This is a genomic window from Actinomadura rifamycini DSM 43936 (assembly GCF_000425065.1).
Taxonomy (GTDB): domain Bacteria; phylum Actinomycetota; class Actinomycetes; order Streptosporangiales; family Streptosporangiaceae; genus Spirillospora; species Spirillospora rifamycini.
Window position 1 is genome coordinate 140,178 of the sequence record NZ_KE384300.1, and the last position, 14,669, is coordinate 154,846.

The 14,669-nt window shown below is 73.4% G+C and carries 15 protein-coding genes; 8 read left to right on the plus strand and 7 right to left on the minus strand.

What is annotated here, in order from left to right:
• Window positions 1-97: 97 nt before the first annotated feature.
• The 8 genes from H505_RS0134055 to H505_RS46245 all read left to right on the plus strand — a co-directional run bounded on the left by H505_RS0134055 (window position 98) and on the right by H505_RS46245 (window position 7,214).
• Complete coding sequence (locus H505_RS0134055) at window positions 98-853, plus strand: helix-turn-helix domain-containing protein (protein WP_034521258.1); 756 nt, start codon at window positions 98-100, stop codon at window positions 851-853.
• A 61-nt stretch (window positions 854-914) separates the two neighbouring features.
• A complete protein-coding gene (gene rimO, locus H505_RS0134060) occupies window positions 915-2,366 on the plus strand; it encodes a 30S ribosomal protein S12 methylthiotransferase RimO (RefSeq protein WP_026405512.1) in 1,452 nt (483 codons plus the stop codon).
• Window positions 2,363-2,968, plus strand: a complete 606-nt coding sequence (locus H505_RS0134065; RefSeq protein WP_084551143.1) for a CDP-alcohol phosphatidyltransferase family protein — start codon at window positions 2,363-2,365, stop codon at window positions 2,966-2,968. The genes rimO and H505_RS0134065 overlap by 4 nt, the downstream gene beginning before the upstream one ends.
• Window positions 2,965-3,486: a DUF1990 family protein gene (locus H505_RS0134070; RefSeq protein WP_026405514.1), complete on the plus strand. Its 522-nt coding sequence runs from the start codon at window positions 2,965-2,967 to the stop codon at window positions 3,484-3,486. The genes H505_RS0134065 and H505_RS0134070 overlap by 4 nt, the downstream gene beginning before the upstream one ends.
• A gap of 452 nt (window positions 3,487-3,938) precedes the next feature.
• Window positions 3,939-5,225: a CinA family nicotinamide mononucleotide deamidase-related protein gene (locus H505_RS0134075; RefSeq protein WP_026405515.1), complete on the plus strand. Its 1,287-nt coding sequence runs from the start codon at window positions 3,939-3,941 to the stop codon at window positions 5,223-5,225.
• Window positions 5,226-5,336: 111 nt separating this feature from the next.
• On the plus strand, window positions 5,337-5,690 hold the full coding sequence (locus H505_RS0134080; protein WP_026405516.1) for a helix-turn-helix domain-containing protein: 354 nt from the start codon (window positions 5,337-5,339) through the stop codon (window positions 5,688-5,690).
• Between the two features lie 398 nt (window positions 5,691-6,088).
• The gene (locus tag H505_RS0134085) at window positions 6,089-6,556 is read left to right on the plus strand and encodes a Dps family protein (RefSeq protein WP_026405517.1); all 468 of its coding nucleotides are present in this window, start codon (window positions 6,089-6,091) and stop codon (window positions 6,554-6,556) included.
• Window positions 6,557-6,716: 160 nt separating this feature from the next.
• Complete coding sequence (locus H505_RS46245) at window positions 6,717-7,214, plus strand: hypothetical protein (RefSeq protein ID WP_064743768.1); 498 nt, start codon at window positions 6,717-6,719, stop codon at window positions 7,212-7,214.
• Here H505_RS46245 and H505_RS0134095 read toward each other — a convergent pair.
• The 7 genes from H505_RS0134095 to H505_RS0134125 all read right to left on the minus strand — a co-directional run bounded on the left by H505_RS0134095 (window position 7,201) and on the right by H505_RS0134125 (window position 14,439).
• A complete protein-coding gene (locus tag H505_RS0134095; protein WP_026405519.1) occupies window positions 7,201-8,088 on the minus strand; it encodes a LysR family transcriptional regulator in 888 nt (295 codons plus the stop codon). The two genes, H505_RS46245 and H505_RS0134095, sit on opposite strands and share 14 nt — an antisense overlap.
• Window positions 8,089-8,249: 161 nt before the next feature.
• The gene (locus H505_RS0134100; RefSeq protein ID WP_026405520.1) at window positions 8,250-9,041 is read right to left on the minus strand and encodes a DNA-formamidopyrimidine glycosylase family protein; all 792 of its coding nucleotides are present in this window, start codon (window positions 9,039-9,041) and stop codon (window positions 8,250-8,252) included.
• Between the two features lie 15 nt (window positions 9,042-9,056).
• A complete protein-coding gene (locus tag H505_RS0134105) occupies window positions 9,057-9,521 on the minus strand; it encodes an RrF2 family transcriptional regulator (RefSeq protein ID WP_026405521.1) in 465 nt (154 codons plus the stop codon).
• Window positions 9,522-9,690: 169 nt separating this feature from the next.
• Window positions 9,691-11,172, minus strand: coding sequence for a glycoside hydrolase family 3 protein (locus tag H505_RS0134110; RefSeq protein WP_026405522.1), 1,482 nt, complete (start codon window positions 11,170-11,172; stop codon window positions 9,691-9,693).
• Window positions 11,169-12,086 carry a carbohydrate ABC transporter permease gene (locus tag H505_RS0134115; RefSeq protein ID WP_064743769.1) on the minus strand — a complete coding sequence of 306 codons (918 nt, stop codon included), beginning with the start codon at window positions 12,084-12,086 and terminating at the stop codon, window positions 11,169-11,171. Before H505_RS0134115 ends, H505_RS0134110 begins: the two co-directional genes overlap by 4 nt.
• On the minus strand, window positions 12,083-13,054 hold the full coding sequence (locus tag H505_RS0134120; RefSeq protein ID WP_026405524.1) for a carbohydrate ABC transporter permease: 972 nt from the start codon (window positions 13,052-13,054) through the stop codon (window positions 12,083-12,085). The genes H505_RS0134115 and H505_RS0134120 overlap by 4 nt, the downstream gene beginning before the upstream one ends.
• A gap of 137 nt (window positions 13,055-13,191) precedes the next feature.
• On the minus strand, window positions 13,192-14,439 hold the full coding sequence (locus H505_RS0134125) for an extracellular solute-binding protein (RefSeq protein ID WP_026405525.1): 1,248 nt from the start codon (window positions 14,437-14,439) through the stop codon (window positions 13,192-13,194).
• Between the last annotated feature and the right edge of the window lie 230 nt (window positions 14,440-14,669).

Genomic DNA, 14,669 nt, shown 5'->3' on the forward strand with positions numbered 1-14,669 from the left:
TTCGAACGCGTTGCGAGTCGCAGGGCGGGCATGCCCCTTCCTAGACTGGACCCACGAATGTGGGATCGGTCATAGTCGCCCCCGAAGGAGGCTCGGCGTGAGCATCGGAGAGACCCTGGCGAATGAGCGACAGCGAGCCGGTCTCTCGGTGACTCAGGTGAGTCTCCAGACGCGGATCCGGGAGACCGTGATCCGCGGGATGGAGGCCGACGACTTCGCGCCCTGCGGCGGCAACTTCTACGCGCGCGGCCACATCCGCAGCGTCTCCCGGGTGATCGGCATCGACCCCGAGCCGCTCGTCGCCGAGTTCGACGCGATCCACGGCGGCGCGCCCCAGCCCGTCTCGGCGGTCTCCGCGTTCGAGCCCGAGCAGCCCGTGCGGGAGTTCCGCGAGCGCCGCCCGCCGAACTGGAGCGCCGCGATGGCGCTCGCGCTGGCCCTCGTGGTGGTGTACGCGGTCGTCCAGGTCGTCGGGCAGGACGGCGGCGAGCGGCGCACCGCCAAGCCGGTCGCCGGGACGCCCGCCGCGTCCGCGTCCGGCTCGCCGACGACCGAGCCGACCAAGAAGAGCGACCCGGTCGCCGCCGCGCCCCGCACGGAGGTGGACGTCCGCGCCACCGCGAACCGCACCGTGTGGCTGAGCGTCCGCGACGGCGAGGGCGAGGCGCTGTTCACCGGCATCATGCGCAAGGGCGACCAGAAGCGGTGGACGGCCGACAAGGAGATCGACCTGGTGATCGGCGTCGGCGGCGGCGTCGACCTGACCGTGAACGGCAAGGAGCTCGGCGCGCCCGGCCAGGGCGGCGGCGTGCAGCGGCTCAGTTTCGACCGCGACGATCCCGAAGCCGCCTGAAGCGGGAATGTCGGGCGGGGCGCCGGTCCCCCGGGCGGCCGGCGCCCATTACCTTAGGGGCATGTCCACTCGCCGCAAGGTTTCGCTGATCACACTCGGTTGCGCTCGGAACGAGGTCGACTCCGAGGAGCTCGCCGCCCGCATCGAGGACGCCGGATGGGACCTGGCGGACGGGGCGGACGGCGCCGACGTCGTGGTCGTCAACACCTGCGGCTTCATCGAGGCGGCCAAGAAGGACTCCATCGACACGCTGCTGGCCGCGCACGACTCCGGCGCGAAGGTCGTCGCCGCCGGGTGCATGGCCGAGCGGTACGGCAAGGAGCTCGCCGAGGCGCTGCCCGAGGCGGACGCCGTCATCGGCTTCGACGACTACGCCGGCATCGGCGACCGGCTCGACGACGTCATGGCCGGGCGGGCGCACACCGCGCACACCCCGCGCGACCGCCGCACCCTGCTGCCGATCAGCCCGGTGGAGCGCGGTTCGTCCGCGTCCGGCGTCGCGATCCCCGGGCACGGCGACGAGCACGGCGGCGGGCACGGCGGCGGGCAGGACGACCTGCCGGCGGGCGTCGCGCCCGCGTCGGGCCCCCGGGTGCTGCGGCGCCGCCTCGGCGGCGGCCCGGTCGCCCCGCTGAAGCTGGCGTCCGGCTGCGACCGCCGCTGCACGTTCTGCGCGATCCCCGCGTTCCGCGGCGCGTACGTGTCGCGTCCGCCGGAGGAGGTGCTGGAGGAGGCCCGGTGGCTCGCCGCGCACGGCGCCCGCGAGCTCGTCCTCGTCAGCGAGAACTCCACGTCCTACGGCAAGGACCTCGGCGACCTGCGCGCCCTGGAGAAGCTGCTGCCGGACCTTGCGGCGGTGGACGGCGTCGAGCGGGTCCGCGTCAGCTACCTGCAGCCCGCCGAGACCCGGCCCGGGCTCATCGAGGCGATCTGCGCCACGCCCGGCGTCGCACCGTACTTCGACATGTCGTTCCAGCACGCGAGCGGCCCGGTGCTGCGCGCGATGCGCCGGTTCGGCGACCGGGAGCGCTTCCTCGAACTGCTCGGCCAGATCCGCGGCCATGCCCCCGAGGCGGGCGTCCGCTCCAACTTCATCGTCGGCTTCCCCGGCGAGACCGAGGACGACTTCGAGGAGCTCGCCGAGTTCCTGTCGGCCGCGCGGCTGGACGCGGTCGGCGTGTTCGGCTACTCCGACGAGGAGGGCACCGAGGCCGCGAAGCTGGACGGCAAGGTCGACCCCGACGAGGTCGCGCGGCGCGTCGAGGAGCTGACCGGGCTGGCGGACGAGCTGACCGCGCAGCGCGCCGAGGACCGGATCGGCACCGAGGTGCGGGTGCTCCTGGAAGAGAAGACGGCGGACGGCGGCTTCGAGGGGCGCGCGGCCCACCAGGCTCCCGAGGTGGACGGCACGGTCCTCGTGCGCGGTGCGGGCCTCGCGCTCGGCGAGATCGTCACCGCCCGCGTGGTCGGCAGCGACGGCGTGGACCTGATCGCCGACGCGGGGGCGCCGTGACGGCCGGGACGCCCGACCCGGTGGCCGGCGACCGGGAGGCGCCCCCCGCCAGCGTCTACAACATCGCGAACCTGCTCACGATGCTCCGGATCGCGCTCGTGCCGCTGTTCGTGTGGCTGCTGTTCCTGGAGGGCACCGGCTGGCGGCTCGCCGCGTTCGCCGTGTTCGCGGCCGCGTCCATCACCGACAAGATCGACGGTGACATCGCGCGCGCCCGCGGCCTCGTCACCGACTTCGGCAAGATCGCCGACCCGATCGCCGACAAGGCGCTGACCGGCGCCGCCCTGATCAGCCTGTCGGTGCTCGGCGAGCTGTGGTGGTGGGTGACCGCCGCGATCCTGGTCCGCGAGATCGGCATCACGCTGCTCCGGCTCGTCGTCATCCGGTACGGGGTCATCCCGGCCAGCAAGGGCGGCAAGCTGAAGACGATGCTGCAGGTCATCGCCATCGGCCTGTTCATCCTGCCCGGCCCGCTCGACCCGATCCGCTGGGCGACGATGGCCGCCGCGCTGGTCGTCACGCTCGTCACCGGCGCCGACTACATCGCCCAGGCGTGGCGCCTGCGGCGCTCCCGCGACGGCGTGCGCGGGGAGCGTCCGTGACGGCGGACGGGTTCACCTACGCGGAGGTCGGGGCGACGCGGGACGGTCTTCGGCCGGAGGGCTACCGGCACCTGCGGGAACGGACGCGCGTGGGGCAGGGCCCGGACGCGCTGCGGGCCGCGGTGGACGCGGTCGTCGGCCTCCGGATGCACCGCGCGCTGCCCGTCCGGCTGCTCGCGTCGGGCCCGCGGGCCGAGCCGGGCGTGGACGTGGAGGCCACCGTCGGCGCCGGTCCGCTGCGGCTGCGGGCGCCCTGCCGGGTGGTGTGGACCCGCCGGGACGAGCGCGGCGGCGGCTTCGGGTACGGGACGCTGCCCGGGCACGCGATGTCGGGCGAGGAGTCGTTCGCCGTGGACATGGACGACACCGGGGCCGTGTGGCTGACCGTCACGTCGTTCAGCCGTCCGGCGACGGCGGCGGGACGGCTGGCGGGCCCGTTCGGCCCGCTGCTCCAGCGGCTCTACGCGCGGGGGTGCGGCCTCGTCCTGCGCAGGCTGGTCCGGCGCGGGCGGGGCTGAACGGAGCGGGCCGCGGGACCATGCCCACCCCGGTCATGGTCCCGCGGCCCCGTTCGCGGTGCCCCGCGGTCACAATTATCCCTGCGATTCGGGGTGCTACGCGAATCGTACGGGTGAGTTTTGACTCACAATATGACGCTCACTTCTGCCTAATGTGGGACGTGGACGGCCTTGTGCGCGTGCCGATATGCGGTCGGGGTGCGCTCCAAGTCACACGCGACGTGCACGTATGACCAACAGGTGAACGCAATGTGCACCCGGCGGTTTTGCCGGGCGAGGAATAAGTGATCCGACCCGCGGTCGGTTTTCACGCCCAACGGGTACTTTGTCCGGATTGGGCCGTCAGGGGCGCGAGGGCGCGCCCCGCGGCCGCCGGATCCGCGCGGCGGCCCGCCGGCTCCCGGACGTCGGTGGGCGGCGGTAGATTCGGGACCCGATCGGGAGGGGACGGGATGCGCGTCGAGCTGCTCACCGTCGGGGACGAACTGCTCCTCGGCGACACCGTCAACGGCAACGCCGCGTGGCTGGGCCGGCGGCTCGCCGACCACGGCGCGGAGGTCACCCGCAGCGTCGTCGTCGGCGACGATGAGGACGTCATCGTCGAGGCGGTGACGGCCGCGCTCGGCCGCGCCGACGCGGTGATCACCACCGGCGGGCTCGGGCCCACCAGCGACGACCTCACCCGGGACGCGCTGGCCGCGGCGGCGGGCGTCCCGCTCGTCCGGGACCGGGAGGCGGAGAAGCGCCTGCGGGAGCGGGCCGCGGCGGCCGGGCACGAGATCCGCGAGTCGGCGCTGCGGATGGCGGACGTGCCGGAGGGCGCGGGCGTGCTGCGGAACTCGGCCGGGTCGGCGCCGGGGCTGCGGGTCGAGCTGCCCGGCGGCGTCGCGTACGCGCTGCCCGGCGTCCCGTTCGAGATGCGCACGATCATGGACGAGGTGGTGCTGCCCGAACTGGCCGGCCCGCCCGAGGTCGCCCGCCGCACCCTGCGCACCGCCGGCCTGTGGGAGTCGGTGCTGGCGGAGCGGCTCGCCGAGGTCGAGGCCATGGACGGCGTCCGGCTGGCGTACCTGCCCCAGCCGGCGGAGGTGCGGGTCCGCGTCTCCGTCGCCGGGACGGACGTCTGGGACCGCCTCGTCGGCGTCGAGAAGCGGATCCGCGAGCTGCTCGGCTCCGCCGTCTACGGCGTGGAGGACGAGTCGCTCGACCGCGTCGTGCACCGGCTGCTCACGCAGCGGTCCGCGACGGTCGCGGCGGCCGAGTCGCTGACCGGCGGGCTGATCGGCGCGGAGCTGACCGCGATGCCCGGATCGTCCACGACGTTCGCGGGCGGGGTCGTCGCGTACGCCACCGAGCTCAAGCGCGACCTGCTGGACGTCCCCGCCGACCTGCTCGCCGAGCACGGCGCCGTCCACCCGGACGTCGCGGCGGCGATGGCGGCGGGCGTCCGGGACCGGCTCGGCGCCACGTACGGGGTCGCGGTCACCGGCGTGGCCGGTCCGGAGGCGCAGGACGGCCGTCCCGTCGGAACGGTCTATATCGGCGTGGCCGGTCCGGGAGATTTGCGCATCGTGACCCGACCGAAACTCCCCGTGCCCGGCCCGGGGGCCGAGACCCGCGACGTCATCCGCAGGATGACCGTCGTTCATGCACTTGACCAGCTCAGACGTGCTCTGCTGGGGCTCGGCGCGGACGCCGGCGCCGAGTTCGCCCAGGAAGATCGGGAAGAGTCGGGCTGATTACAGCGTTACGTTGCGAGCGAACACGAAATCAACGGTCTGCCATGGTCACCGTCAAGCCAGGTACGGTGGAACTGGCAGATGGTCCGAACTGAGGGAGGGAGCGAGACGATGGTCCTGCTTCGCCAGCTGCTCGGTGACGTACTGCGGCAGCTGCGGCTGCGCCAGGGACGCACCCTCCGTGAGGTGTCCGCGGCGGCGCGGGTTTCCCTCGGCTATCTCTCCGAGGTGGAACGAGGGCAGAAGGAGGCGTCCTCGGAGCTGCTCTCCTCGATCTGCAAAGCGCTCGGGGTACCGCTGTCGCACGTGCTGAGGGACGTCGCGGATCAGCTCGCCCTCGCCGAGCTGCAGCACGAGCCCGTCATGGCGGGTGCGCCCCAGCACGAGCGCATCCCCGCGGAGAGCATTCCGGAGACCCCGGAGGAGATCACCGGCGAACTGCGTGCGGACATGGTCGCCGCCTGAACGGCGACCGGAACCCGGCGCGGGGGAGTGGAGGCCGACGCTCAGGCGGCCCCGCTCTTTGTCGGGGTGGGGGGAGAGTCCCCCCGTGGTGATGTGATGTGCCTGAGCGGTGGCCGCGATGTGGCGCGGGGGAGTGGAGGTCTGCGTCAAGGCGGCCCCGCTCTTGTCGGGGAGCGTGGGGTTCGCTCCCTCATGTGATGGGTCCGAGGAGCGCGTTCGCGCCGGGTGACGGGGGACGGCCCCGTCGGGACGGCGCCTTGAGAACCGGGGGCGCACGCCGTCGCCGGCACGCCGGTGACCTGGCGACGGGTGTGCGCGGTCTCACGGTTGGACCCGGCATAGCAGGGGATTCTTCCCGGTTGTAACGGACAACCGTAACGACGCGGAAGGAGCCCACAATGGCGGCCATCAAGAGCCCGCTCACCGATTCGGCCCAGAAGGTCGCGGGGAACGCATTGCAGGGCGCCCTCGTCGACCTCATCGACCTCGCGCTGGTCGCCAAGCAGGCGCACTGGAACCTGACGGGCCGCAACTTCAAGGTCGTGCACGAGCACCTGGACGAGGTCGTCGACTTCGCCCGGCAGAGCCAGGACGACGTGGCCGAGCGCGCCGTGGCGATCGGGGTGAACCCCGACGGCCGCGCCCGCACCGTCGCCGACCGCAGTGAGCTGCCGCAGCTCGAAGCCGGGTACCTCGCCGACGACAAGGTCGTCAGCGCGGTCACCGACGTGCTCGCCCAGCTCATCGGCCGCTTCCGGGAGCGCATCGCGGAGACCGACGAGCCGGACCCGGTCACCCAGGACCTGCTCATCGGCATCACCCACGAGCTCGAGAAGCAGCACTGGATGTTCCAGGCGCAGACCTGATCCCCGGCCCCGCCCGCCGGCGCGCCGCCGCGATCCGGGCGCGCGGGCGGCTCCATGAGCACCGAGGCCCCGGTCCGCACGGACCGGGGCCTCGGTGTCTCCCGGGGCGCCCGGTCCGCCGATCGCCTTGTGCTCGGGCGTTTCGTGGTCATCATGGGACATGGGTGTTCGAGCGACGGGGACGATCGTGGGTTCCCTCATGGCCGGTGCGGCGGTGTTCGTGACGGGCGCGGGGTGCGGCTCCGAGACGTTCTGCACGATGGAGATGGTGCCGCAGGGGATCCGGGTGGAGGTGCGGCCCGCCGACGCGGCGCGGATCGAGTCGGCGTCGCTGGAGGTGTGCTGGGACGGGGTCTGCAGGACGCCGCGGATCGTTTTCGGGCCGTCCACGACGAGCGTCCCGCGGGGCTGCGACGGCGACGGGCCCGACGCGGCGTGCGGTGCTTCGGCGTCGCCGGACGATGGGAAGACCGGGTTCGCCAAGGTCGAGGGGCTGCCGGACGAGCCGGTCGAGGTCCGGATCGCGCTGCGGGACGGCGGCGGCGCCGCGGTCCTCGAGAAGCGGCTGCGGGTGACGCCGGACGGCGGCGACGCCGACTGTCCCAAGGGCCCCCAGGCGCGGCTGGTCGTCGCGGGCGGCGACGTCACCGCGGGCTGAGCCGCTCCAGGACGGTGTCGGCGAACTCGACGGCGAGGGGGCTCAGCGCGTCCCAGTCGCGGGCGGCCCAGCCGGCGGTGAGCGGCGGCAGGTCCGGGACCGGGACGAGCCGGACGTCGCCGGAGCCGCCGCCCCAGCCGGGGAGCGCGGGCAGGATCGCGTGGCCGAGGCCGAGTTCGGCGAGCAGCAGCGCGGTGTCCCAGTCGGCGACGCTGGTCGTGGACGCCAGCCGCAGCCCGTGCCGCTCCAGGTGCATCTCCAGGTGGACGCGGGACGTGGAGTGCGCGGGCAGCTCGATGTGCCGGATGTCCGCGAGGTCGGGGAGCGCGACGGACGTCCGCGACGCGAGCGGGTCGTCGGCGCGGACGGCCAGCACCCACGGCAGCTCGCAGGACGCGCGCTGCTCGACGCCGTCGAGCGGCGGGCCGATCGTCACCCATGCGAGGTCGGCGGTGTGCGAGCGGACGGCCTCGAGGCAGCGGCGGCTCGACCCGGCGGTCTCGAACTGCAGGGCGACCTCGGGGTGGCGGGCGCGGAACGCCGCGACGCCGCCCGCCATGAAGTGCCGGACGGTCGTGGCGCCGGTCGCGACCCGCACGGTGCCGCCGACGCCGCGGCGCAGGTCGTCCAGGAGGCGCAGGGCCGCGTCGAGCCCGGCGAGGCCGTCGGCGGCGGCCCGCCGCAGGACGCGTCCGGCGCGGGTGGGCACGACGCCGCGCGGCCGCCGCTCCAGCAGCACCAGGCCCGTCTCCCGCTCCAGCCGCCGGACGTGCTGGCTCACCGCGGACTGGCTGCACGCCAGGTCGCGGGCGACGGCGCTGAGGTTGCCCGCCTCGCAGACGGCGACGAAGACGCGGAGGTCGTCCAGGGTCATGCACCCAAGTTAGAGCTGGGGAGCTTGCAAGGAAACCCGAGAATTGACTTGGGTATGGGCCGGTTCGATGATGGATCCGCGGGCGCAGGATCCGGTGACCCGCGTCAGGCGGCGACCCGCCCGGCCTCCCGGGCGTGCCGGGCGGGCGCCGACCGCCCGGCTCAGGACGCCGCGGGCTGGCAGCGCGGGCACCAGAAGGCGGTGCGCTCGCCGGCGTCGGACGCCTGCCCGGCGCGGCGGATCTCGGTGCCGCAGCGGCGGCAGGGGCGCCCCGCCCGTCCGTAGACCCAGTGCTCGCGGCCGCGCCGCCGGTCGCCGGTCGTGATGTGGCCGTGGCGGTCCTTGTTGGCGTCCAGCAGCCGGTGGGCGAGCTCCACCAGCCCGACCAGGTCGGGCACGTACCGGACGGGCGTCCAGGGGTTCGCGCCGCGCAGGAACAGGACCTCGGCCTTGTAGACGTTGCCGATGCCGGCCACCAGCGTCTGGTCGAGGACCGCCTCGCCGACGGCGCGGTCGGGACGGGCGGCGAGCCGCGCGGCGGCCTCGGCCGCGAGTCCGGGACCCCACGCGGGGTCGAGCAGGTCCGGGCCGAGATGCCCGACGGCGCGGTCCTCATCGGCGGTGCGCAGCAGCTCGACGAGGCCGAGCGAGGTGCCGACCGCCTGCCACTCGGCGTTGCCGAGCACGAGCCGCACCCGGTGGTCGCGCGGGACGGGCCCCGCGCGCCGCACCTGCCAGCGTCCCTCCATCAGCAGGTGCGTGTGGACGGTCACGCCGCCCTCCACCCGGACGAGCAGGTGCTTGCCGCGCGAGACGACCTCGAGGACCGTCCGGCCGCGCAGGTCGGCGGTGGCGAACCGGGGGACGCGGAAGTCCGAACGCGTCAGCGGCCGCCCGGCGAGCGCCTCGTGCAGCCGCCGGGCCGCGAGCCGGACGACGTCCCCCTCCGGCACGTCACCCCCCCGGTGCTAGATGAGGGATCCGCTCTCCCAGGCCGACGGGTCCTCGGTGAGGACGCGGACGGAGTCGGGGAGCTTGCCCTCGGCGATGTGCGCGAGCGTGACCCGTTCCAGGATGGCGCGCTCGCTCGCGCGCAGCGCGATCCACACCTCCTGCAGGGACCGCGCGGGGCCCTCGTAGCCGACGTGCTCGGGACGTTCGCCGCGCACGCCCAGCAGCGGCCCGTCGATCGCCCGGATGATGTCGGCGAGCGCGATCCGCTCGGCGGGCCGGGCCAGCCAGTAGCCCCCCTCGGGGCCGCGCTGGCTGCGGACGAGGCCGGAGCGGCGGAGCTGGCCGAGGATGTTCTCGAGGAACTTGGGCGGGATCTGCTGGGCCTCGGCGAGCTGCACCGCGGTCACGGGATGGCTCCCGGCCACGGCCAGCTCCGCGGCGGCACGCAGCGCGTAGTCGACCCGGGCGGACAATCGCATGCTTGCATTATCCCCCGTCACCGGACTGGTCGGGCGCCCGCCGGAAGGCCGCGGGGCGGGCCGGTGCGGAAACGCGGCGCGGCGCGTCCGCCGGAACCGGGCCTTTGTCCGGCGGACGCGCCGCGGGTGGAGCCCCTCGGGAGCCGCGCCCGGCGCCCGAGGGGGCGGGTCAGGCCGTCCCGCCGGGGGCGGGGACGAGCCCGAGCAGTTCGGCGGCCGCCTGCGCGTTGGCGGCGGCGGCGCCGTAGGTCGCCAGGTAGACGGCCGAGCCCGGACGCCAGACCGGCAGGCCCATCTCGACGACGACGGTGTCGGGCCGCGCGGTGAGCAGCGCGGCCGTCAGCGACCGCTGCTCAGCGTGCCGGTGCGCGTCCCGCAGGACGACGACGAGGCCGCGTCCCTTGGCACGGTCCAGCACCCGGTCCGCGTCCCCGTCCCCGCCGGTCGCCCGGACGGCGTCGGGCGCCCACGGGTGCAGGCCCCACGGCGTCGGGCCGACCGCGATGTTGCCGGACGCCTCGACCTCGACGACCAGCGGCGGCGTCCCGCTCCAGCCTGGGAGCGCTCCCGAGACCCGCACGGCGCGGCGCGCGCCCTCCAGGCCGGCGTCCCGGTCGGGCGCCGCGGGGACCTCGCCGGACAGCCGCCGGCGGAGGGCGTCGGTGCGGTCCGCGGCGTCCTGCAGCCGGTGCGGCGACAGCCGCCCGTCCCGGACCGCCGCCTCCACGGCCGCGAGCGTCGCGCGCACCGTGTCGGCGTGCTCGTTCGGCCCGAGGCACAGCAGGTCGGCGCCCGCGATGAGGGCCCGCACGGACGCCTCGGGGATGCCGATCGCGCCGCTCGCGCCCCGCATGTCGAGCGCGTCGGTGACGATCACGCCGTCGTAGCCGAGCCGCTCGCGCAGCAGGCCGGTGATCGCGGCGGGGGACAGGGTGGCGGGCAGCCCCTCGGTGATGTCCGGCACGTTGAGGTGCCCGGTCATCACCGCGCGGGCGCCGGCGTCGATCGCCGCCCGGAACGGGACGAGCTCGCGGCGGTCCAGCAGCGCGAGGTCGGCGTCCACCAGCGGGATCGTCAGGTGCGAGTCGACGACGGTCGCGCCGTGCCCGGGGAAGTGCTTGGCGCACGCGGCGACGCCCGCCTCCTGCAGCCCGGCGACGGCCGCGGCGGCGTGCCGCGCGACCAGCGCGGCGTCCGCCCCGAACGAGCGGGTGCCGATCACCGGGTTGTCGTCGGCGGTGTTGACGTCCACGGACGGCGCGAAGTCGAGGTTGACGCCCACCTCGGCCAGCTCGGCGCCCATCGACCGGTAGATCCGGCGGGTCAGCTCCGGGTCGTCGACGGCGCCGAGCGCGGCGTTGCCCGGGTACGGGCTGCCGGTCGCGTGCCCGCCGAGGCGGGTGACGTCCCCGCCCTCCTCGTCGATGCTGATCAGGGGGGCGCCGGCGGCGCGCATCCGCGCGGTGAGCGCGGCCAGCGACTCGGGGCTCGGCACGTTGCCGGTGAGGGCGAACAGGGTGACCCCGCCGAGCCCCCGCTCCAGCTCGTCCAGCAGCCAGCCCGGCGCGGTGGGCCCGGGGAAGGACGGGGAGAGCGCCGCGCGCGCGAGCCGGGTGATCTCCCCGGTGGTGGCGATGTCGTCGGTCGTCACCCCTTCACCGCCCCGGCGGTCAGCCCGGTCACCATGCGGCGCTGGACGATGAGGAAGAAGATGATGACGGGAATCGTGAGCAGCGTCGACGCCGCCATGATGGGCCCCCAGGAGTTGCCGCTGCGGCCGAAGAAGAACTGCAGCATGATCGGCAGGGTGTACTTGTCCTGGTCGTCCAGGAAAGTGAAAGCGAAGATGAACTCGTTCCACGCGGTGATGAACGAGAAGATGCTGGTCGCGACCAGTCCGGGCGCGACGAGCGGGAGCATGACCGTGAAGAACGTCCGGACCGGTCCGGCGCCGTCGATGGCCGCGGCCTCCTCCAGCTCGCGCGGCACCGCGGCGACGAAGCCCCGCAGCATCCAGATCGCGAACGGCACCGCGAACCCGATGTAGACGACGAGCAGGCCCCACATGCTGTTCAGCATGTTGAGCTGCTTGAGGTCCAGGAACAGCGGGATGACCAGGGCCTCCAGCGGGACCATCTGGACGATCAGCAGCATCACCAGGAAGGTCGTGCGGAACCGGAAGCGGAACCGCGCGACGGCGGTGGCCGCCAGCAGCGCCAGCAGCCCGGAGACCAGGACGGTGCCGAGCGCGAGGAGCGCGCTGTTGGAGAAGTACTTCCAGAACGAGACCTCGGCGACCGAGCCGTTGACGATGACGTCGAAGTGCTCCAGCGTCGGGTCGGTCGGCAGCGGCTTCGGCGTCGAGCTGAAGATGTCCTCGTTCGGCTTGAACGCGGTGGACGCCATCCAGAACACGGGGAAGACCGCCAGGACGAACACCGCCACGCCGACGGTGTTCCAGGTGATCTTCGACAGCAGCTTCTTGCGGCCGGGCCGGCGGGCGCGCGCGGAAGCCCCCGCGGTGCCGCGCTCGCGGAGGGACGGCGCGTTGAGCGGCGCGGTCATCGTGTCTCCCCCTGACGCACCATGACCCGCACGTACAGGGCCGTGACGATGAGCAGGATCAGCGTGAGCACCAGCGCGATCGCCGAGCCGTCGCCGAGTTTCGGATTCATCGAGCCGAACGCCTCCGAGTACGCGTACAGCGAGAGGTTGAAGGCGTCCCGGTTGGCCATCCCGGCCATGATGAACAGCTGGGTGAACACCTTGAAGTCCCAGATGATCGACATGACCAGCACGACCAGGAAGATCGGCTTGAGCATCGGGTAGGTGATGCTCCAGAACGTCCGCCACGGGCCGGAGCCGTCGACGCGGGCGGCCTCGTACAGCTCGCGCGGGACGCTCTTGAGCCCGGCGAGCACGGACACGGCCACGAACGGGCACGCCTGCCACACCACGCAGATGGTGAGGACGGTGTAGGTGGGCAGCGGCTTGGAGAACCAGTTGTAGCCGAGCCAGTCGCCCCCGACGAGGAAGTCGGGGAGCAGGTCCAGGGTCCAGTTGACCAGGCCGCCGGTCGTCCCGAACAGCCAGGTGAAGATGATCGCCGCGGTGACCGGCGGGGTCGCCCAGGCGACCATGACGCCGCCCGCGACGAGGTTCGACATCTTCTTGCCGAGCTTGTTGAGCAGGAGCCCCACCAGGGTCCCGACCACCATGGTCAGCGTCACGGCCACGACGGCGAACAGCACCGTGTGCCGGAGGGTCGTCCAGAAGAACGGGTCCCCGAGGATGTCCTTGAAGTTCTGGAGCCCGACCGATTCGGCCGGCTCGCCGCGCAACTGGCGGTTGCCGACCTTCTGGAACGACATGATCCCGATCTGGATCATCGGCCAGAACATCAGCAGAGCGATCACGACCACGGTGGGCGCGATCAGCAGGTACGGCCCGAAGCGGGGCCGGCGGCGCGGGCGCCCGCGGCCGGCGGATCTGCGGCCGGGCGGCGTGCGCACCGCGGGGGCGGTGTCGAGCATGGGCGGTTCCGTTCAGGAGGGACGGGCGGCCGTGTGTCGTCCGGAGGGAGCCTCGCGGGCGCGCCGGGACGGGCGCGCCCCGAGCGCGGCCCCCCGCCGCCGCGGCGCCGGGCGCGCGGCGGCGGGGAGCCCCGGTGTCACGGGTTGAGCAGCGTGTTGGCCTGCTCGTTGGCCTTCTTCATCTCGGCCGCGGCGTCGCCGCCCTGCATGATCGCCTTCAGCGTGTTCGGCAGCACCTTCTTGGCCTGCTCGAACTCGGCCCAGCCGGCGGTCATCGGCGGGAACTTGGTGTTCGTGGCGATGTCGGTGAAGACGGCGAGCTTCGGGTCGGAGAACGACACGTCCGAGCGCATGGACGAGAAGCCGCTGTAGTCGGCCCACGCCTTGGCGTTCTTCGCGTTGTTCAGGACCTTGATGTAGTCGAACGAGACCTTCTTGTTCGCGGTGTCGCGCCAGACGGCGACGTCCGAGCCGCCCGCCATGACCGGGGCGTTGCCGCCGCTCTTGGCCGGGATCGGGAAGACGGCCCACGTGTCGGCGTTGTCGGGCGCGATCTCCTTGAGCTGCTTCAGCGCCCAGCTGCCGTCGAAGTACATGCCCAGCTTGCCGAGCGCGAAGTCGCGCTGCGGGCCCTCCAGCTCGTTCTTGCCGACGTACTTACCGGAGTCGTCCAGGCTCGCGTAGAACTCGGCGGCCTCGACCGCCTGCGGCTGGTCGAGCCTGCCGGTCCACTTCTCGCCCTCCTGGGCCGCGACCTCGCCGCCGTTGCCCCAGACGAAGCTGATGATCGCGTTGGTGTGGTCGCTCGCGACGCCGATGCCGGGGACGTCCTTCTCCTCCTCGACCTTCTTGGCGGCGGCGGACAGCTCGGCCCAGTTCTTGGGCACGGCGATGTCGAGCTCCTCGAACCAGTCCTGGCGGTACCAGACGCCCCGGACGCCGCCGTACCACGGCACCGCGTAGGTCTTGCCGTCCGCCTGGTCGTTCCCGAGCGCGGTCTTGTTGAGGGTCTTGGCGTCGGCCCAGTCGCCGAACAGGTCGCTGATGTCCGCGAGGTTGCCCTGCTCGATGTGGGACTGGACGTCGGTGTTGCCGAGCTCGGTGACGTCCGGGCCCTCGCCGCTCGCGGCGGCCTTCTGGAACTGGGTGGCGACCTGCGGCCACGGGACGTACTTGATCTTGACGTCGGTGTCGGGATGGGTCTTCTTGAACTCGGTCTCGACGCCGTCCAGGAACTTCGTCTGCTCGGGCGTGCCCTCGCCCATCATCCAGACCTCGAGCTCGGCGGGGACCTCGTCGCTCCCGCCGTCGCCGTCGCCGCCGCCGCAGGCCGATGCGGCCAGGGCGATCGCGGCCGCCGCGGCCGCCATCTTGATGTACTTCACTGGGGGGATCCTTTCCGGCATCGCCTCGCGCGGCCTTGTGGCCTGCGGTGTGAGCCGGGCACCCGGACCCTTTAAGGTCCGGTCATGCCCCGCTCGCAGTCGCATGGTTCGCGGGCGCCCTGCTCGCCGCTCGGCGCTCTGCGCGCGTCCACCGGTCCCGGGTAGGGGCCGGTCGGCGCTTGCGCGTAAACTAACAAGAAACTTTCCTAAACAAAACCGCCCGTTAGCGG